The organism is Blastococcus sp. SYSU DS0539, from assembly GCF_054050855.1.
On record NZ_JBJHAF010000008.1, the window covers coordinates 165,308 to 183,361 of the forward strand.

Consider the following 18,054-nt stretch of genomic DNA (forward strand, 5'->3'; position numbering starts at 1 on the left):
CGGTGCGGCGCTTCTTCTACGACACCGAGTTCATCGAGGACGGCACGACGATCGACCTGGTGTCGATCGGCGTCGTGGACGAGACCGGACGCGAGTTCTACGCGGTGAGCACCGCGTTCGACCCGGACAAGGCGATCCCGTGGGTGCGCCGCAACGTCCTCGACCAGCTGCCGCCGCCCGCGGACAAGGCCTGGCGCAGCCGCGAGCGGATCCGCGACGACCTGCTCGCCTTCCTCACCGGCCCCGGCGAGGAGATCGAGCTGTGGGCCTGGTTCGCCGCCTACGACCACGTGGCGCTGTGCCAGCTGTGGGGTGCGATGCCGGCGCTGCCCCGGCCGATCCCGCGGTTCACCCGCGAGCTGCGCCAGCGCTGGGACGACCGCGGGCAGCCGGCTCTGCCGCCCAAGCCGGCGGGCACCCACGACGCGCTGGTCGACGCCCGCTACAACCTGGCCCGCTGGCACGCGATCGAGGCCGCCACCGGGTCCTGAGCGGACCGCCGCGCGAGAGGACCTCCCGGGCCCGCGGGCCGCACGGGGCGGGAAGCAGAGCCGCGTTCCCACGTCGACCACGGCGCCGACCTGCGGCATCATGGCCGCGACCGGCGTCGGGCCCGGCCCGCCCGCAGCTCCCCGGAGGCGTCCATGCGCATCGGCATCCTCACCGGCGGCGGCGACTGCCCCGGCCTCAACGCGGTCATCCGCGCGATCGTGCGCAAGGGGGTCGGGGAGCTCGGCGACGAGGTCGTCGGCTTCCGGGACGGCTGGCGCGGGCTGCTCGAGGACGACAGCGTGCCGCTGGACCTGCCGTCGGTCCGCGGCCTCCTCCCGCGCGGCGGCACGGTCCTGGGCACGTCCCGGACCAACCCCTACTCCGTCGACGGCGGCCCGGAGCGGGTGCTGGAGACCCTGCGCCGCACCGGCGTCGACGCGCTGATCCCCATCGGCGGGGAGGACACCCTCGGGGTGGCCGCCCGGCTGGCCGAGGCCGGGGGCGTCCGCGTGGTCGGGGTGCCCAAGACCATCGACAACGACCTGGACGCCACCGACTACACCTTCGGCTTCGACACCGCCGTCGGGGTCGCGATGGAGGCCATCGACCGGTTGCACACCACCGGCGACAGCCACCACCGCACGCTCGTGGTCGAGGTGATGGGCCGGCACGCCGGCTGGATCGCGCTGCACGCCGGCATGGCCGGCGGGGCCAACGTCATCCTGATCCCCGAGCACCCGTTCGACGTCGACGGGGTCGTCGAGCACGTGCGGCACCGGTTCGCCTCGGGGTTCTCCCCGATCGTCGTGGTCTCCGAGGGGGCGAAGCCGAAGGACGGCGACATGGTGCTGTCCACCGGGGAGAAGGACGCCTTCGGCCATGTGCGCCTCGGCGGCGTGGGCCCGGCGCTGGCCGCGCTCGTCGAGGAGCGGACCGGCCGGGAGGCCCGGGCGGTCGTGCTCGGCCACGTGCAGCGCGGCGGCACCCCGTCGCCGTTCGACCGGGTGCTCGCCACGCGCTTCGGCCTGGCCGCCGTCTCGGCGGTGCACGCCGGCGAGACCGGGGTCATGGTCGCCCTGCGGGGCACCGACATCATCCGGGTCCCGCTCGCGGAGGCGACCGCCCAGCTCAAGCTGGTGCCGGCCGAGCGGTACGCCGAGGCGGAGGTCTTCTTCGGCTGACGTCGCCGGAAGTGTGGCACCGGCGACATGCCCTCCGGCCGGAGTACGGAACCGCCGTACCCTCGGGGGCGTGAGTCTCACCGAACCTGCGCAGACGGTGCCCGGCCTGGACCGGTGGCGGGAACTGCCCGCCGCCCAGCAGCCGCGGTGGCCCGACCGCGCCGCCCTCGACGCGGTGCTCGGAACGCTGTCCACGGTGCCGCCGATCGTCGCGCCCGCCGAGGTCGACACGCTCCGTACCCAGCTGGCCGACGTCGCCCAGGGCAAGGCGTTCCTGCTCCAGGGCGGTGACTGCGCGGAGACCTTCGACCTCAACACCGAGCCGCACCTGCAGGCGACCACCCGCACGCTGCTGCAGATGGCCGTCGTCCTCACCTACGGCGCCAGCGTGCCGGTGGTCAAGGTCGGCCGGGTGGCCGGGCAGTACGCCAAGCCGCGCTCGTCCGACACCGACGCCCTCGGCCTGCCGTCCTACCGCGGCGACATGGTCAACTCGCTGGAGCCGGTGATGGAGCAGCGCATCCCGGACCCGAACCGGCTGGTGCGCGCCTACGCGAACTCGGCCGCGGCGATGAACATGATCCGGGCCTACGCCCGCGGCGGCATGGCCGACCTGCACGCCGTCCACGACTGGAACCGTGACTTCGTGGCCAACTCGCCGGCCGGGGTGCGGTACGAGGTCATCGCCCGGGAGATCGACCGGGCGCTGGCGTTCATGCGGGCGTGCGGCATCGAGTCCGACGCGCTGCGCGGGGTGGAGCTGTTCAACTCGCACGAGGCGCTGATCCTCGACTACGAGCGCGCGCTGCTGCGCATGCACGAGGGCCGCCCGTACGCGCTCTCCGCCCACTTCGTGTGGGTGGGGGAGCGCACCCGCCAGATGGACGGCGCGCACATCGAGTTCGTCTCGAAGCTGGCCAACCCGATCGGCGTGAAGATCGGCCCGACGACGACGCCGGAGCAGGCCACCGAGCTCGTCGAGCGGCTCGACCCCGACGGCGTCCCCGGCAAGCTCACGCTGATCAGCCGGATGGGCAACGGCAAGATCCGCGACGTGCTGCCGGGCATCGTCGAGAAGGTGACCGCCAGCGGCCACCAGGTGGTGTGGCAGTGCGACCCCATGCACGGCAACACCCACGAGTCGCCCAGCGGCTACAAGACCCGCCACTTCGACCGCGTCGTCGACGAGGTGCTGGGCTTCTTCGACGTGCACCGGGCGCTGGGCACCTGGCCCGGCGGCATCCACGTCGAGCTCACCGGTGAGGACGTCACCGAGTGCCTCGGCGGCGCGATGGAGATCGGCGACGACGACCTCAACAGCCGTTACGAGACCGCCTGCGACCCGCGGCTGAACACCGGGCAGTCGCTGGAGCTGGCCTTCCTCGTGGCGGAGATGCTGCGTGGCTGACGGTTTCCCCGGCGGCGTCGTCGACCTGCGGTCGGACACCGTCACCCGGCCCACCGCGGCGATGCGCCGCGTCATGGCCGAGGCCGAGGTCGGCGACGACGTCTACCGCGAGGACCCGTCGATCACCGCGCTCGAGGAGCGGGTGGCGGCCATGTTCGGCCACGAGGCCGGGCTGTTCGTCCCCTCGGGGACCATGGGGAACCAGATCGGCATGCGGCTGGTCTGCGAGCCCGGCCAGGAGATCCTCTGCGACGCCGACGCGCACGTCGTCACCTACGAGATGGGCGCGGCCGCCGCGATCTTCGGCATCTCCACGCGGACGGTGGTCTCCGCGGGCGGCCGGCTGGACGCCCGGCAGCTGATCGACCAGGTGCGGCCGAAGGGTGACTGGCACCTGACCGCCACCGCGGCGATCGCGGTGGAGAACTCGCACAACCGCGGCGGTGGGCTCGTGCAGCCGCTCGGCGAGCTGCGCCGGTTGTGGGACTGGTCCCGGGGTGCCGGCGTCGCCGTCCACCTCGACGGCGCCCGCGTCTGGAACGCCGCGGCGGCCTCCGGCACGGACCTGGCCACCTACGGCCGACTGGCCGACACCGCGTCGGTCTGCCTGTCCAAGGGGCTCGGTGCACCGGTCGGCTCGGTGCTGGTTGCCTCGGCGGAGCGCATCGCGACGGCCCGGCTGTGGCGCAAGCGCCTCGGCGGCGGCATGCGGCAGGCCGGCGTGCTCGCCGCCGCCGGGCTGCACGCCCTCGACGTCCACCTGCCCCGGCTGGCCGAGGACCACGAGCACGCCCAGCTGCTGGCCAAGCGGCTCGGCGTCGACCCGGCGAACGTGGAGACCAACATGGTCGTGGTCGACGACGTCCCGGCGCCGATGGTCGCCGAGGCGGCCAAGGCCCACGGCGTGCTGGTCGGCCAGGTGGGCCCGCGCCGGCTCCGGCTGGTCACCCACCTCGACGTCGACCGCGCCGGCATCGACCGCGCCGCCGACGTCCTCGCGGAGCTGCTGGACCGCTGACGGTGTGCGCGAATGCGCAGTTCCAGGGCTAGGAACTGCGCATTCGCGCCCGATGACGCGCGCCGTCCACAGATCGCTCCGCTGACGACCGCAGCTGGCCGACCTGGCTCGCGAACTGGCGCGTAGTCCTCGCCTGCCCGGGCGGGCGGAACTGCGGGAGCTGACGAGGTTGCTGGCCGACGGCTGCCGGAGCGAGCTGGAGATCTGGGGATGCCTGCACGTCCTGCGGGCCCCCGGGATGCCGGTCTTCGTGCAGCAGCGCCGAACGGTGGTCGGTGCGGAGACGTTCGTCCTGGATGCGGCGTGCGAGGAATCCATGCTGGCCGTGGAGATGGACGGCGCTGCCTGGCACGGATCCCGCGCGCAGCGTGAGCGCGACATCCGGCGGGACTCGCTGCTGGCGACGATCGGCTGTCAGACACTCCGGTACGGCTTCACCAGGTTGACGCGCTCGCCGGAGGCCTGTCGCCGGGACATCCTTGCGGTTCACCGCACGCGGCTGCGTCTCCTTCGCGGCGACGTCGAGCGCTGATGCGCACGTCACGCCCGGAGATGTGCGCATCAGCGCTCGACGTCAGGTGGCGGGGTCGCCGATCAGGGAGTTCAGCAGCTTGATGTCGGCTGCGTGGCCGCCGCACGGGTCGCCGTCGCGCAGGCTCGGCGTCTCGACGACCATCGGGACGGCGGCGGTCGTGCGGTGCCGGAGCAGCTCGGCGAACGGGCCGGTGCCGTAGGGGCCGGAGCCGATGGTGCCCTCGCCGATCGTGGTGTGCCGGTCGCGCTTGGAGCCGCACTCGTCGAGCGAGTCGTTCACGTGCACCAGGCCCAGCCGGCCCGGGCCGACGGTGGCCTCCAGCGCGTCGAGCGTCGCCGTCATCCCGCCGGGGGCGGCGAGGTCGTGCCCGGCCGCCCAGGCGTGGCAGGTGTCGAAGCAGACGCCGACCAGCGGGTGGTCCTCCAGCGCCGCGAAGTAGGGGCCCAGCTCCTCGACGGTCGCGGCCAGCGCTTTGCCGCCACCGGCGGTGGGCTCGATGAGCAGCCGCGGGCCGGCCGGATCGGCCGCCTCGAGCACCGGGAGCAGGCGCTCGCGCAGCTGGCGCAGCGCGGAGTCGTAGCGGTCCTCGCCGACGGCCGAGCCGGCGTGCACGACGACTCCCTGGCAGCCGAGCTGCGCCCCGCGCCGCAGGTTGTGCGCGATCGACGCGATGGACTGCTCGACGGTGGCCTCGGTGGGGGAGCCGACGTTGACCAGGAACGGCGTGTGGATGAACGACGGCACGCCCCGCTCGGTGCAGCCGGCGGTGAAGAGCGCGTCCTGCTTCGCGTCGCCGTCGGTCAGCTTCCAGCCGCGGGGGTTGCCCACGAAGACCTGGACGGCGCGCGCGGCGACGGCGTCGGTGTAGGCGAGCCCACCCTTGGCCAGGCCGCCCTTGATCTGGATGTGCGCGCCGACGGGCGGCACCCCGGAGGAGGTGTTCGACAAGGGGAGGGGTGCCTATCCGAAGGTGAGGAGGATGGTGATCTTGGTGCCCTGCTCGACGGTCTCGCCGGGCTTGATGCTCTGCCGGAAGACCTTGTCGCCGAAGAACCGGGTGGACTCGACCTGCAGGCCCGCCTCCCGGAGCGTGGCGATGGCCTCGGCCTCGCCCATGTCGACGACGTCGGGGACGGTGATCAGCGGAACGCCCGCCGAGACCTGGATCCGCACCGTGCTGCCGTAGGGCACCGGCCCGGCCGCCGGCCCGGGTTCGACGGCCATGACCTCGCCGACGTCGACGGCGTCGCTGCGGCCGTCCTCGCCCCGCTCCACGGTGAAGCCCAGGGCCTCGAGGTTGCTCGTCGCCTGCTCCGGGCTCTGCCCGGTCACGTCGGGCACCGCGACGGGTTCCCGGCCCTGGCTGACCACGACCGTGACGACCTGGTCGCGCTTGAGCTGGGTGCCCGCGGGCGGGTCGAAGCGGATGACGTTGCCGCGCGGCACGGCGTCGTCGAAGTCCTCGCCGCGGGTGATCGCGACCGGCAGGTCCTCCTGGATCCGTGCCTCGACCTCGTCCACCGGCTGGCCCACCAGCTCGGGGGCGATGACGTAGCGCTCCGGGCCCTTGGAGACGAGGACGCGGACGTCGGTGCCGCGGATGACCTCGCCGGACGCCGGGTCGGTGGAGATGACCTGCCCGTCGGGCACCGTCTCGCTCCACTCGGCGACCACCGGGTCGGGGTCGAGACCGGCGTCCTGGAGGAGGTCGATCGCCGCGGCCTCCTCCTTGCCGGTCACCGCAGGGACGTCGGTCCAGCGGCCGTCGCCCAGCCACCAGCCGACGGCGCCGATCGTGACGGCCAGCAGCAGGACGACCGCGATGGCCAGCCGGGCCCGGCGGCGGCGGATGTGGTCGGGGACGCCGGGACGGGGCCGGGCGGGGCCGGGGCGGCGGCCGTGCACGTCGGTGGTCGGGCCGGCGCCCATGCCCGGCAGCGTGCTGGTGCGCGCGGCGCGGGAGCCGCGGCCGCCGAGCACCTCGGTGCCGGGGTCGCTCGGGTGCCCGGGCCGGGGGCGGGTGGGGCGGTTGGTCGGCCGCAGCGTGCCGGGGCCCGCGCTCTGCCCGGTCGGCACCGGGACCGGCTCGATGCCGAGGTCCTTGCGGACGTCGTGCAGCTCGGCGAGGAACGCCCCGGCGTCCAGCGGACGGCCGGCGGGATCGCGCCGCGTGGTGCGGGCGACCAGCTCGTCGACCTGCCAGGGCAGGCCGGGGACCTCCGCCGACGGCGCGGGCACGTCGTGGTGCACGTGCTGGTAGGCGACGGCCAGCGGGGTGTCGCCGCCGAACGGTGGGTGCCCGGTGAGCATCTCGTAGAGCACGATGCCGGCGGCGTAGATGTCGCTGCGGGCGTCGGCGCGGCCGCGCTCGAGCTGCTCGGGGGAGAGGTAGGCGACGGTGCCGATCAGCACGCCGCCGGTCTGGCTGGTCTGCCCGGTGCCGACGACGGCGCGGGCCAGGCCGAAGTCGGCCACCTTGACCAGGCCGTCGACGCCGATGAGCACGTTCTCGGGCTTGATGTCGCGGTGCACGATGCCGGCCCGGTGCGCGGCCGTGAGCCCGGCCAGCACCGGTTCGAGCACCGCGAACGCCTCGGCGACGGTGAGCCGGCCGCGGGCGCTGAGCAGGTCGCGCAGCGTGCGGCCGCGCACCAGCTCCATGACCAGGAAGACCAGGCCCTGGTCGCTGCCCTGGTCGCTGACGCCCACCACGTTGACGTGGCTGAGCATCGCGGCGGCGCGCGCCTCGCGGGTGAACCGGTCGACGAACGTCGGGTCGTGGGCCAGGTGCTCGGCCATCACCTTGACCGCGACGGTCTTGTGCAGCCGCAGATCGGTGGCCGCGTAGACGGTGGACATGCCGCCTCGCGCCAGCCGCTCCTCGAGGCGGTAGCGCCCCTCGAGAACGAGGCCGACCACGGGGTCGGTCACGGCGGTGTCCACCCCGCCGAGTGTAGGAGGGGTACCGGCCGCCCGGGCCCCACCACGCGGTGCGGGGGGCGGCTGGTACGCCTGGTGCGCGTGGTCAGGTGCGCCGGATCACGCCGGCCGGGACGACGGTGTCGCGGGGGACCGAGCGCACGTCCGGGAGTCCGCACAGGACCATGGTGTGGGCCAGCTCCTCACCGAGCCCGTCGAGGACGCCGGCGACACCCACCTCCCCGCCGGTGGTCAGCCCCCAGGCGATCGGGCGGCCGAGGAACACCGCCCGCGCGCCCAGGGCCAACGCGGTCAGCACGTCCGAGCCCGACCGGATCCCGCCGTCGGCGTACACCTCGACGTCGTCACCGACGGCCTCCACCACCTCGGGGAGGGCGTACGCGCTGGAGACCGAGGGGTCGGTCTGCCGGCCGCCGTGCGTGGTGACCCAGACGGCGGAGGCGCCGGCCTGCACGCACCGGACGGCGTCGTCGCCGCGGAGGACCCCCTTGACCACCACGGGGAGCCCGGACACCTCGCCGAAGCGGGCGATGTGGTCGAAGGTCCAGGTCGCGGTCGCCAGGCCGTCCAGGGTCGGCTCCTCGCCCTCCGGCGGCCGGTTGGCCATCCGGACGCCGGCGCGGTGGACGAAGTCGTGGCCCATGTCGCGGCGGCGGCGGCCCAGCAGCGGGACGTCGACGGTCATCACGAGGGCCCGGTAGCCGGCATCCCCGGCGCGCCGGGCGAGGTCGTCGGTGTGCCGTTCGGAGTGCAGCCGGTACAGCTGGAACCACCGCGGGCCGCCCGGTGCGGCCTCGGCCACCTCCTCGAGGCTGTTGTTCGCGCTCGTCGACACGGTCATCAGCGCGCCGGCCGCCGCCGCGGCGCGCGCGGTGGCCAGCTCCCCGTCGGGATGGGCCATGGCCTGGTAGGCCCACGGGGCGACGCCGATCGGCGTGCGCACGGGCGTACCGAGGAGCTCGGTGGAGAGGTCGGCCGCCACGATGCCGCGCAGCACCCGTGGCCGCAGCCGCCACCCGCGCCAGGCCGCGGTGGCCTCGCGCATCGTCGTCTCGGACTCCGCGCCCCCGGCGTAGTAGTCGTAGACGGGTTCGGGCAGCAGCTCCCGGGACCGGGCCTCCAGCCGCTCGAGGTCGAGGTAGGGCGGCTCCGGTCGCGGGTCCTCCGCGACCTCTGCGCCGCCGTCCTGCTGCTCCCGTCCGGGCACCGGGCTGCTCGCTGACTCCATGCTCGCCATAGGCTCGCACTCTATGGACACGCTCACCCCCGCGGAGGTCGCCCAGCTGCTGGGCACCTCGCCGAACCGGGTCCGGCAGCTGCTGCGCGACCGGAAGCTGATGGCCGTGCCCGGCAGCGGCAACGGCAAGATCCCGGCCGACTTCATCCAGGACGGCGCCGTCCTCAAGCACCTGCCCGGTCTGCTGACCGTCCTGCAGGACGGCGGGTTCAGCGACGAGGAGGCCTTCGCCTGGCTGTTCCGCGAGGACGAGTCGCTCCCCGGCACGCCGGTGCAGGCGCTGCGGGACGACCGGCACACCGAGGTCACCCGCCGCGCCCAGGCCCTGGCGCTCTGATCGCGCCGGCGCCCCGCTGCATCCGCGGCGCGGCGCCGGGGGGAAGGGAACGACGTGGAGCAGCTGACCTACCTGGGCCTGCTGGCCGGCTGCCTGGTGGTCACCGCGCCGCTCGAGCTGGTGCTCGTCGTGCGCGTCTACGCGCGCTGGCGCAGGGTGCTGCTCGCCGTCGTCCCGGAGTTCGTCGTCTTCGTGGTGTGGGTCCTCTACGCCATCGCGCAGGGCCACTGGGACTACAGCGAGGTGCGCACCCTCGGCGTCCGGCTGCCCGGCGGCATCCCGGTCGAGGAGGTGCTGTTCTTCCTCGTCGTCCCGCTGTGCTCGGTGCTCGCGCTGGAGGCGGTGCGGAAGGTGACCGGGTGGGACGCCGGCTACCCCGCCGAGGAGGCCCTGCCGACCGGGGAGCGGGCCGGGCGGTGAGCTACTCGACGCTGGCCGTGCTCGCGGTCGTGGCCGTGCTGGTGGTCGACCTCGCCGTCTACCGCACCCGGATGGTGACCCGGAAGGTCTTCTGGACGGCGTACGCGATCGTCATCGCCTTCCAGCTCCTGATGAACGGCGTGCTCACCGGGCTGGACGTCGTCACCTACGACCCGGACACCATCTGGGGCCCGCGGATCGCCTACGCGCCGGTGGAGGACCTGCTCTTCGGGTTCGCCATGGTCACCCTCACCCTGGCCAGCTGGGCCGCGGTCAACCGCCGGGCGAACACCGCCAGGCGGCGCGGCCTGGGCACCGACACCCGGCCGTCGAGCACCCGGTAACCGGCGCGCTCGATCTCGGTGAGGATGCCGCCGTAGAGATCGGTGGCCGCCCGCACGCAGTCGCGCGACTCGGGCGCGAGCATCGGCGTCCCCGGGGCGGCGTCGTCGTACCGCCGGCGGACGATCGCCACCATCTCGCGCATGAGCGCGGCGAACCGCGCGTCGTGGCGCCGCTCCAACAGCTGTTCGCGGGTCACCCCGTGGGCGGCCATCAGATCCGCCGGCAGGTAGACCCGGCCGCGGTCGGCGTCCTCGGCGACGTCGCGGAGGAAGTTGGTGAGCTGGAAGGCCTCGCCCAGGGCGACGGCGTGCGGGGCCGCCTCCTCGCGGAGCACCCCGGGAGCGGTGCCGAGGACCGGGAGCACCTGCAGGCCGATGACCGACGCCGAGCCCCACATGTACCGGTCGAGGGCGTCGAGGTCGGCGTAGCCGGTGACGTCGAGGTCGCTGGTCATCGCGGCCAGGAAGTCGACGAGGTGCTCCACCGGGATGGCGTAGCGGCGGTAGGTGTGCACCAGCGCGAGCCGCACCGGGTCCTCGGACCAGCCGTCCTCGAGCTCGGCGAGCACGGCGCGGGACCAGTCGGCGAGGTCGCCCGCAGGGTCGGCGCCGGGCAGGTCCACCAGGTCGTCGGCCACGCGCGCGGCGGCGTACAGGGCGTGGACCGCCGTGCGCCGGTCGGGCGTGAGCAGCCGGGTGGCCAGGTGGTAGCTCTTGCCGTGCCGCGCGGCGATCTGCGCGCACAGCCGGTAGGCCGCGCGCAGCTGCTCCTGGTGGTGCGCCTGGGTGCCCGGAGGTCGCAGCGCCGTCACCGCGGCAGCACCCCCGTGATCCGTTCCGCCGCGAGCCGGCCGCTGATCAGCACCATCGGCACGCCGACGCCGGGCTGCACCGAGGAGCCGGCGAGCACCACGTTCTCCGGACCGCGGCGGGGCAGCGTCGGGGTGCGGAACGGACCGGTCTGGCCGAAGGTGTGGGCCAGCGCGAACGGCGTGCCGGCGGCCATGCCCTGCGCGGCCCACGTGAGCGGTGTGTCCATGTGCTCGACCTCGATCGCGTCGGTGACCCCGGTGAACCCCCGCGCCTCCAGCGTCGCCAGCAGCTCCTCGCGGTAGCGGGGGCCGAGCGCCGCCCAGTCCAGGTCGGGGTTGCCGCCGCTGCGGCGGTCGAGGTTCGGCGTCGGGGCGACGACGCTGAGCACCTGCCCGCCGTCGGGGGCAAGGCTGCGGTCGGTCACCGAGGGCATGCTGATCAGCAGGCTGGGATCGCTCATCGGGCGCCCGTCGCGGGTCAGCTCGTCGAAGACCTGCTGCCACGCCGCGCCGAAGCTGATCGTGTGGTGCGCCTGGCCGGGCAGCGGGGCGCGGACGCCCAGGTGCAGCGCGACGCAGGACGGCGAGTACACCGGCCGGCGCGGCCCGCGCAGGCCGGGCACGAGGGTGTGCGGGGCGTCGGTGGTGACCACGACGGCGTCCGCGGGCAGCCGCTCCCCGTCGGCGAGGCGGACGGCGCCCACCCGGCCGCCCGAGGTCTCCAGCTCGGCGACGGCCGCGCCGTAGCGGAACACGACCCCGGCGTCGGCCGCGGCGTCGGCCAGGGCGCGCGGCACCGACGCGATGCCGCCCTCGGGGTGCCAGACGCCGGCGCCGATGTCGAGCTGGGCGATGACCGCGTAGGCGGCGATGGCGCGGAAGGGGGAGACCCCGGCGTAGAGCGCCTGGAAGCTGAACAGCCGGCGGAGCCGGTCGTCGGCGAAGTACCTCCCGACGTGCGCGGACAGCCGGCCGAACCCGCCGCGGCGGGCGAGCGTGAGCAGCTGGGGGCCCAGCAGGTCCAGCGGCGAGTCGAGGTTGCGGTCGATGAAGGTGTCCAGCTGGAGCCGGTACAGCTCGGCGAGGTCGGCCAGGTATCGCCGCAGCGCCTCGGCCTCGGCCGGCCCGCACAGGGCAGCCACCTCGGCGGCGAACGCGTCCGGGCCGGCGTGCACGTCGAGGTGCGTGCCGTCGGCGAACTGGGCGCGGTAGCTGGTCTCGAGCGGGCGCAGGGTCAGCCGGTCCTCGAGCTTCTCGCCGACGGCGGCGAGGGTGTCGGCGACGACCTCCGGCGCGGTGAACACCGACGGGCCGGTGTCCAGGGCGTATCCGGCCCGCTCGATCCGCCCGGCGCGACCGCCCGGCCCCTCGCCGCGTTCGACGACGACGACCTCGCGGCCGGCGCCGCGCAGCCGCAGGGCGGTGGCCAGCCCGGCGAGCCCGGCGCCGACGACGGCGACGCGATCGGTGTGACCGGGAACGGTGCGGACCATCAGGCGGTGCGGGTGGTGGCGGCGACCGCGAGCGCGTCGAGCGCGGCGCGGGCGTCGTCGGCGATGGGCGCCTCGGCGATGGCGTCGCGGGCGCGGGCGGTGCTCACCGTGATGCGCTGCTCGACGCGGTCACGGGCACCGGTGGAGACCAGCAGCGCGCGCAGCGCCTCGAACTCCTCCGGGCCGGCGTCGGGGTTGCCCAGCAGCTGGCCGAGCAGCCGCCGCCCGGCGTCGTCGGCCACCTCCTCGGCGAGCGCGACCAGCAGCGTCTGCTTGCCCTCGCGCAGGTCGTCGTCGGCGGACTTGCCGGTGATCTCCGGGTCGCCGAAGACCCCGAGCAGGTCGTCGCGCAGCTGGAACGCCTCGCCCAGGGGCAGGCCGATGGCGGCGAACGCCTCGACCACGGCCGGGCCCGCGCCGGCGATCGCGGCGCCGAGCTGCAGCGGCCGCTGCACCGTGTACCCGGCGCTCTTGTACCGGGCGACGGTCAGCGCGCCGTCGGGACCCGGCAGGCCCCCGGCCGCGCGCAGCAGGTCGAGGTACTGGCCGGCGGTGACCTCGGTGCGCATCGTGTCCCAGACCGCCCGCGCCCGGCCGAGGGCCGCCTCGGAGATGCCGGAGCAGCGGAGCATCTCGTCCGACCACACCAGGGCCAGGTCGCCCACCAGGATGGCCGCGCCGACGCCGAAGAGCTCTTGGTCGCCGGAGAACCCGTGCGAGGTGTGCCGGTCGGCGAAGCCGATGTGCGTGGTCGGCCGGCCGCGCCGGGTGCCGGCGGCGTCCATGACGTCGTCGTGCACCAGGGCGCTGGCGTGCACGAACTCCAGGGCCGCGACGGCGCGGAGCACGGCGTCATCGTCCTCGGCGACGCCCTGCCCCTGAGCCCGGGCGCCGCGCCAGCCCCAGTAGGCGAAGGACGGGCGCAGCTTCTTGCCGCCCTCGGCGACCGCGGACACCTCGTCGACGACCGGGACCAGGCTCGGGTCCATGCCGGCGAGGGTGGCGCGCTGCTGGTCGAGGAAGTCGGCGAGGGCGTCGGCCACGGCGGCGCGCACCCGGTCGAGGTCGGCGACCGCCAGCGGCGGGGCGGGGCGGGCGGACTCGCGCTGCTGCGCCCCGGCGATCATGAGGTCAGTATCGCCCAACCCGATGGGTCGCGGCCTCATCAGCAGGGCGGCCGCCGTGCTCCGCTCCATGGTCACTCCGTCCTGGGACTCCGGTACAACGGCCTCTTCCGTGCCCGGGCGCGACCCGGATGCACCTCGGCGGGCGAAGTTCCACGGCGCCGCCGCCGGTGGCTCCGCGGGCGCCACTACTCTCGGGTGTCGTGACCCGGACCGTGCGCGAGCTCCTCGCCACCGAGCGACCCACGTGGTCGTTCGAGTTCTTCCCGCCGAAGACGCCGGCGGGGGAGGAGCAGCTCTGGACGGCGCTGCGCGAGCTCGAGCGTCTCCGACCGTCCTTCGTGTCGGTGACGTACGGGGCCGGTGGTTCCACCCGCGAGGGCACCGTGGCGATGACCGAGCGGATCGCCACCGAGACGACGATGACGCCGCTGGCGCACCTGACCGCGGTCGACCACAGCGTCGCGGAGCTGCGGCACGTGGTCAGCCGGCTGGCCGCCGCCGGCGTGCGCAACCTGCTGGCGCTGCGGGGGGACCCGCCGGGCGCGGATCCGCAGGCCGAATGGATCGCCCACCCCCAGGGGCTGCGGTACGCCGCCGAGCTGGTGGAGCTGATCCGCTCCATCGGCGACTTCTCCGTCGGCGTCGCCGCGTTCCCCGAGCGGCACCCGCGCTCGCCGGACTTCGACACCGACGTCGAGATGTTCGTGGCCAAGTGCCGGGCGGGCGCCGACTTCGCGATCACCCAGATGTTCTTCCGCGCCGAGGACTACCTGCGGATGCGCGACCGGGTGGTCGCCAAGGGCTGCGAGGTCCCGGTCATCGCCGGGGTCATGCCGGTGACCAACGTCCGGCAGATCACCCGCATCGTGGAGCTGTCCGGGCAGGCGTTCCCGCCCGAGCTCGCCGAGCGCTTCGCCGCGCTGGACGGCGAGCGCCCGGACGACAAGGCCGCGGTGCGGGCCTTCGGCGTCGAGGTGGCCACCGAGCTGTGCCGGCGGCTGCTGGACGAGGGCGTGCCCGGCATCCACTTCATCACCATGAACCGGTCGACGGCGACCCGCGAGGTGTTCACGAACCTCTCGGCGGAGGTGCCGGCCGCCGTCCGCTGAGCTGCGGCGTCTGCCCGGACGTGGTCCTGGGCAAGGAGCCCGCATGATCGCGCGGGAGGAGCAGGCGGAGCGGTTTCCCTGGCTGGTGCGCGCCGGCCGCCGGGCGTGGGCCTCGATCGGGGTGCTCGTCCTCCTCGTGCTCGGGTACCTGGTGCTGCGCGAGGTCAGCGTCGTCGCCACGCCCCTGGCGATCGCGCTGTTCCCGGCCGCCGTGCTGTGGCCGGTCGCGGCGTGGCTGAAGCGCACGGGCCTGCCCTCGACCGTCGTCGCCATCCTGCTGGTGGTCTCCCTCCTCGGGCTGGTGGGGCTCGCGGTGTGGTTCGTCGTGCCGCGGTTCGCCGCCGAGATCCCCGCGCTGGCCGACAGCGTCGAGGAGGCGCTCCAGGACCTGGCGGGGCTGGTCGCGGACACGCCGTTCTCGCTGCCGTTCGACGTCGGCGACGGCGGACTCGCCGACATGGCCCAGCAGGCGGCCGGTGCGCTCGGCGGCGGTGGCGGCGACGTCGTCGACCGCGGGCTGCAGGTGGCGCGGACGCTCGGCGACGTCGCCACCGCCGTCGTCCTGTTCCTGGTCGCCCTGTTCTTCTACCTGCGGGACGGGGACCGCATCTGGTCGGGCATCGTCAGCCTGCTGCCCGGGGACACCCGGCGGCACGCCGACCGGGTGTCCGGCCAGCTGTTCTGGACCCTCGGGGCCTACTTCCGCGGCCAGATGGTGGTCGCGCTGGTGGACGCGGTGGCGATCGGCATCGGGCTGGTGGTCCTCGGGGTGCCGCTGGCGCTCCCGCTGTCGGTGCTCATCTTCCTGGGCGGGTTCTTCCCGATCGTCGGCGCCTTCGTGTCCGGGCTGCTGGCCGTCCTCGTCGCGCTCGCCGACCAGGGGTTGACGACGGCGCTGCTGGTCCTGGCGGTCGTGGTGGTGGTCCAGCAGGCGGAGGGCAATCTCCTGGAGCCGCTCATCCTCAGCCCGGTGCTGCGGTTGCACCCGTTCGTGATCATCCTCGCCGTCACGGTGGGCGGGGTGACGTACGGCGTCCTCGGCGCCTTCCTCGCGGTGCCCCTGACGGCCTGCCTGGCCCGCGTCGTCGACTACGCCCGCGGCCGGGAGCCCGACGCCGGGCCCGGCTGGGGGGACCGGGACCGGCGCAGCGCCGCCTCGGACGAACCGGCTGACCCGGCGGGGGCGCGGAACGGCGATCCGGACTAGGGGTGCGCCCCAGGCGCCTCCAGCACGTCCGCCGCCTTCGCCGCGGCCCGGCGGAGCCCCTCGCGCTCCGACAGGTACCCGCCGGCCACCCCGACGACGGGGAGGTTGGAGACTGCGCGGGCCATCAACCGGCCCTTGGGCCGGGCGTCGAGGGCGTCGTCGATCCGGCCGAGCAGCCGGGCGGCGCGCCACAGCGTGCGGGCGGCCCCGGTGACCCCGCGGCGCTCGTCCCGGCTGCCCAGCGCCCCCTCCACGTAGGTGCCCTTCGTGCGGGTGAGCAGCGGCTCCACCTGGGCCGGGGTCAGCCGCCGGTCGAGCAGCACCCGGGCCAGCAGCGACACCCGCTCGGCCGGCGCCTCGACGCCGTGCTCCCCGGCGACGCCGAGCACGACGAGCGACTGGACGGCGGTGCCCACCGAGTTCTGCAGCGGCAGCAGGTCGGCGAGCTTGCCGGCGAGCCGGGGAACGGCGGAGACGCCGGCCGCCACCCGGGAGACCTGGTCGGCCCACCATTCGTCGCGCTCGCGGCGCGGCAGGTCCGGCGGCCGGCCCAGACGGGTGGCCAGCGGGGTGAGCAGCCGGTCGAGCCGGCGCAGGACGTCGACGACGACGGCGTCGCTGATCGGAGGTGCCATGCCGGGCGCCTACCCGCGGTCGGGTCCGGGTCATGCCTGGACGGCGTTCCCGCGGGAACGCCGTCGGCCCGGATGTGCCTCGGGAGGCCCGTCCTCGGCGAGGAGTCGCGAGCGAGATCGGCGCCCGGCTCCTCCGCATCAATACACCTTGTATTGATGCGGACTTATCCTTCGCCCATGGGCTCACTGCTGCAGATCAGGGACGTGCCCGACGACGTCCGGCGAGCGCTCAAGGAGCGTGCCGCGGCGCAGGGGGAGTCGCTGAACAGGTACTTGCTCGACGTGCTGACTCGTGAGGTCGCGCAGCCGACGGTGCGCGAGGTCTTGGACCGGGCGGCCCGGCGGGCCGGTCGCGGCGGGATTCCGGTGGTCGGCGTGCTCGACGAGGCACGGCGCGAACGCGAGGGCGAACTCGCACCCCGGCGTCCGTGATCGTCGTCGACTGTTCGGTGGTGGTGGATGCGCTGACTCTGGTCGACGGCGGGGACCGGCTGCGCGACCGGTTGGGCGGGGAGACGCTGCACTCGCCGGCACTTCTCGACTACGAGTTCGTCTCGGCGTTGCGTGACCTCGTCCTGCGCCGGGATCTCGCAGTCGAGCGGGCCCAGGACGCACTCGACGACTTCGGGAGTCTGCCCGTCCGCCTCTGGCCGGCCGGCGACGCGCTCCGCCGCCGTGCACTGTCACTGCGAGCGAACCTGTCGGCATACGACGCCGCCTACGTGGCGCTCGCCGAGGCGCTGGAGTGCCCACTGGTCACGCGGGACGCGCGACTCGCGCGGGCGCCGGGGCACGAGGCGCGGGTCGAGGTCCTCTGAACGCGCCGGGCGAAGGGGGGTCGCCCCCTCGACCATCCACCCATCGGCCCGGCCTTCCTCGACCTACCGGGTGACCTCTCACTCGTACTGCGCCGTCGACGTCGGCATGTGCTCCCGGTCAGCCGCCCAGCCGGCTGCAGTCCCCGGGCGCCAGCGGGACCGGGTCCCCGGCGTCCATTTGCGCGAGCACGATGCCCTGGACCACCGGGTCGCCGGGCAGCTGGGTGTGGCTCACCTGCAGCCCGGCGCAGACCGACTGCACGGGCAGGTTCAGCGCGCCGTCCAGGCGGGCCGACTCCGGTGGGGTGACCACCGTGTCCTGCGTGGTCCACACCGACACCCAGTCGACGCCCTCGGGCGTCTCGTCGGTGGCCAGCCCGGTGAGCAGCTCGCTGCTGGGCACCATCTGCAGGCAGGCCTCCGCGCAGCGGTCCCGCGCGAACACGGCGCCGATCGAGGCCACCTCCGTGCCGTGGTGCGGGGAGCCGAGCGTGACCACCCGGCGGACGACGTCGGCGTGCCCGCCGGCCACCCACAGCCGGGCGATCAGCCCGCCGGCCGAGTAGCCGACGACGTCGACGCTCCCGGCGCCCGTGCGCGCGAGGGCCGCCGACGCGGCGACGTCGAGGGCGTCCGCCGCCGCGCGCAGGTCGCCGGTGCCGTCGCCGGGCAGCGGCACCACGGTGGCGTCCCGGCCGGTGTCGCGCAGCCGCTGGGCCAGCGGCTCCAGGCCGGAGGTGTCGCCGCCGTAGCCGGGCACCAGCAGCACCGGCCCCGGCTCCTCCTCCGCGACCGGCGCGGATGCCGTGGGCGCGTCGCCCCGCGTGAGCAGCACGCCGGCCCCGGCCGCCGCGCCGACCAGCGCCACGGCCAGGAGGATCAGCAGGAGACGACGCGTCCGGGCGGCGAGCATGCTCCTACTGTCCCTGGTGCGGAACCGG

Annotated in this window: 19 protein-coding genes and 1 pseudogene; 12 read left to right on the forward strand and 8 right to left on the reverse strand. The window is 74.7% G+C overall.

The features are described from left to right. Positions 1-2 precede the first annotated feature (2 nt). The 5 genes from ACI790_RS12120 to ACI790_RS12140 all read left to right on the forward strand — a co-directional run bounded on the left by ACI790_RS12120 (position 3) and on the right by ACI790_RS12140 (position 4,631). Positions 3-491, forward strand: a complete 489-nt coding sequence (locus ACI790_RS12120) for a polyadenylate-specific 3'-exoribonuclease AS (RefSeq protein ID WP_456570022.1) — start codon at positions 3-5, stop codon at positions 489-491. 153 nt (positions 492-644) lie between these two features. Beyond that, the gene (locus tag ACI790_RS12125) at positions 645-1,673 is read left to right on the forward strand and encodes a 6-phosphofructokinase (RefSeq protein WP_456570023.1); all 1,029 of its coding nucleotides are present in this window, start codon (positions 645-647) and stop codon (positions 1,671-1,673) included. A gap of 70 nt (positions 1,674-1,743) precedes the next feature. Next, entirely contained in the window at positions 1,744-3,081 is a 1,338-nt protein-coding gene (locus ACI790_RS12130) for a class II 3-deoxy-7-phosphoheptulonate synthase (RefSeq protein ID WP_456570024.1), read from the forward strand. Continuing rightward, complete coding sequence (locus ACI790_RS12135; RefSeq protein ID WP_456570025.1) at positions 3,074-4,099, forward strand: threonine aldolase family protein; 1,026 nt, start codon at positions 3,074-3,076, stop codon at positions 4,097-4,099. The genes ACI790_RS12130 and ACI790_RS12135 overlap by 8 nt, the downstream gene beginning before the upstream one ends. A 169-nt stretch (positions 4,100-4,268) precedes the next feature. After that, positions 4,269-4,631 carry an endonuclease domain-containing protein gene (locus ACI790_RS12140; protein WP_456570026.1) on the forward strand — a complete coding sequence of 121 codons (363 nt, stop codon included), beginning with the start codon at positions 4,269-4,271 and terminating at the stop codon, positions 4,629-4,631. 42 nt (positions 4,632-4,673) lie between these two features. Here the strand turns inward: ACI790_RS12140 and ACI790_RS12145 are convergent, their stop codons facing one another. From ACI790_RS12145 to ACI790_RS12155, 3 genes are all read right to left on the reverse strand, one after another. Next, entirely contained in the window at positions 4,674-5,582 is a 909-nt protein-coding gene (locus tag ACI790_RS12145) for a deoxyribonuclease IV (protein ID WP_456570027.1), read from the reverse strand. 12 nt (positions 5,583-5,594) lie between these two features. Next, complete coding sequence (gene pknB, locus ACI790_RS12150) at positions 5,595-7,577, reverse strand: Stk1 family PASTA domain-containing Ser/Thr kinase (RefSeq protein ID WP_456570028.1); 1,983 nt, start codon at positions 7,575-7,577, stop codon at positions 5,595-5,597. Between the two features lie 82 nt (positions 7,578-7,659). Next, entirely contained in the window at positions 7,660-8,802 is a 1,143-nt protein-coding gene (locus tag ACI790_RS12155) for an alpha-hydroxy acid oxidase (RefSeq protein WP_456570029.1), read from the reverse strand. 22 nt (positions 8,803-8,824) lie between these two features. On the opposite strand from ACI790_RS12155, the gene ACI790_RS12160 reads away from it, so the two are divergent. The 3 genes and pseudogenes from ACI790_RS12160 to ACI790_RS12170 form a co-directional block, all read left to right on the forward strand. After that, on the forward strand, positions 8,825-9,148 hold the full coding sequence (locus tag ACI790_RS12160; protein WP_456570030.1) for an Rv2175c family DNA-binding protein: 324 nt from the start codon (positions 8,825-8,827) through the stop codon (positions 9,146-9,148). Positions 9,149-9,202: 54 nt separating this feature from the next. Continuing rightward, on the forward strand, positions 9,203-9,568 hold the full coding sequence (locus ACI790_RS12165) for a lycopene cyclase domain-containing protein (protein ID WP_456570031.1): 366 nt from the start codon (positions 9,203-9,205) through the stop codon (positions 9,566-9,568). A gap of 41 nt (positions 9,569-9,609) precedes the next feature. Continuing rightward, a pseudogene (locus ACI790_RS12170) lies at positions 9,610-9,774 on the forward strand (lycopene cyclase domain-containing protein); the annotation flags it as partial. Here the strand turns inward: ACI790_RS12170 and ACI790_RS12175 are convergent. The 3 genes from ACI790_RS12175 to ACI790_RS12185 are packed head-to-tail and all read right to left on the reverse strand — an operon-like array spanning position 9,771 to position 13,413. Further along, positions 9,771-10,724, reverse strand: coding sequence for a phytoene/squalene synthase family protein (locus tag ACI790_RS12175; protein WP_456570032.1), 954 nt, complete (start codon positions 10,722-10,724; stop codon positions 9,771-9,773). The pseudogene ACI790_RS12170 and the gene ACI790_RS12175 overlap by 4 nt on opposite strands. After that, positions 10,721-12,217: a phytoene desaturase family protein gene (gene crtI / locus ACI790_RS12180; RefSeq protein ID WP_456570033.1), complete on the reverse strand. Its 1,497-nt coding sequence runs from the start codon at positions 12,215-12,217 to the stop codon at positions 10,721-10,723. Before crtI ends, ACI790_RS12175 begins: the two co-directional genes overlap by 4 nt. Continuing rightward, on the reverse strand, positions 12,217-13,413 hold the full coding sequence (locus tag ACI790_RS12185) for a polyprenyl synthetase family protein (RefSeq protein ID WP_456570034.1): 1,197 nt from the start codon (positions 13,411-13,413) through the stop codon (positions 12,217-12,219). The genes crtI and ACI790_RS12185 overlap by 1 nt, the downstream gene beginning before the upstream one ends. 131 nt (positions 13,414-13,544) lie before the next feature. Between ACI790_RS12185 and metF the strand changes: the two genes are divergently transcribed. Next, positions 13,545-14,453, forward strand: a complete 909-nt coding sequence (gene metF / locus ACI790_RS12190) for a methylenetetrahydrofolate reductase [NAD(P)H] (RefSeq protein ID WP_456570035.1) — start codon at positions 13,545-13,547, stop codon at positions 14,451-14,453. 43 nt (positions 14,454-14,496) lie between these two features. Next, positions 14,497-15,660 carry an AI-2E family transporter gene (locus tag ACI790_RS12195; protein ID WP_456570036.1) on the forward strand — a complete coding sequence of 388 codons (1,164 nt, stop codon included), beginning with the start codon at positions 14,497-14,499 and terminating at the stop codon, positions 15,658-15,660. On the opposite strand, the gene ACI790_RS12200 is transcribed toward ACI790_RS12195, so the two are convergent. Then, complete coding sequence (locus ACI790_RS12200; protein WP_456570037.1) at positions 15,657-16,295, reverse strand: hypothetical protein; 639 nt, start codon at positions 16,293-16,295, stop codon at positions 15,657-15,659. The two genes, ACI790_RS12195 and ACI790_RS12200, sit on opposite strands and share 4 nt — an antisense overlap. A gap of 177 nt (positions 16,296-16,472) precedes the next feature. On the opposite strand from ACI790_RS12200, the gene ACI790_RS12205 reads away from it, so the two are divergent. Both ACI790_RS12205 and ACI790_RS12210 read left to right on the forward strand, forming a co-directional pair. Beyond that, positions 16,473-16,727, forward strand: a complete 255-nt coding sequence (locus ACI790_RS12205) for a FitA-like ribbon-helix-helix domain-containing protein (RefSeq protein ID WP_456570038.1) — start codon at positions 16,473-16,475, stop codon at positions 16,725-16,727. Next, the gene (locus tag ACI790_RS12210) at positions 16,724-17,113 is read left to right on the forward strand and encodes a type II toxin-antitoxin system VapC family toxin (RefSeq protein WP_456570039.1); all 390 of its coding nucleotides are present in this window, start codon (positions 16,724-16,726) and stop codon (positions 17,111-17,113) included. The genes ACI790_RS12205 and ACI790_RS12210 overlap by 4 nt, the downstream gene beginning before the upstream one ends. 118 nt (positions 17,114-17,231) lie before the next feature. Here the strand turns inward: ACI790_RS12210 and ACI790_RS12215 are convergent, their stop codons facing one another. Next, on the reverse strand, positions 17,232-18,026 hold the full coding sequence (locus tag ACI790_RS12215; RefSeq protein ID WP_456570040.1) for a lipase family alpha/beta hydrolase: 795 nt from the start codon (positions 18,024-18,026) through the stop codon (positions 17,232-17,234). Positions 18,027-18,054: the final 28 nt, after the last annotated feature.

Bases quoted from the DNA above. Each gene is read 5' to 3' on its own strand.
- ACI790_RS12125 (WP_456570023.1), top strand. From the start codon at position 645: ATGCGCATCGGCATCCTCACCGGCGGCGGCGACTGCCCCGGCCTCAAC.
- ACI790_RS12155 (WP_456570029.1), bottom strand. From the start codon at position 8,802: ATGGAGTCAGCGAGCAGCCCGGTGCCCGGACGGGAGCAGCAGGACGGC.
- ACI790_RS12160 (WP_456570030.1), top strand. From the start codon at position 8,825: ATGGACACGCTCACCCCCGCGGAGGTCGCCCAGCTGCTGGGCACCTCG.
- crtI (WP_456570033.1), bottom strand. From the start codon at position 12,217: ATGGTCCGCACCGTTCCCGGTCACACCGATCGCGTCGCCGTCGTCGGC.
- ACI790_RS12185 (WP_456570034.1), bottom strand. From the start codon at position 13,413: ATGGAGCGGAGCACGGCGGCCGCCCTGCTGATGAGGCCGCGACCCATC.
- ACI790_RS12195 (WP_456570036.1), top strand. From the start codon at position 14,497: ATGATCGCGCGGGAGGAGCAGGCGGAGCGGTTTCCCTGGCTGGTGCGC.
- ACI790_RS12200 (WP_456570037.1), bottom strand. From the start codon at position 16,295: ATGGCACCTCCGATCAGCGACGCCGTCGTCGTCGACGTCCTGCGCCGG.
- ACI790_RS12205 (WP_456570038.1), top strand. From the start codon at position 16,473: ATGGGCTCACTGCTGCAGATCAGGGACGTGCCCGACGACGTCCGGCGA.
- ACI790_RS12215 (WP_456570040.1), bottom strand. From the start codon at position 18,026: ATGCTCGCCGCCCGGACGCGTCGTCTCCTGCTGATCCTCCTGGCCGTG.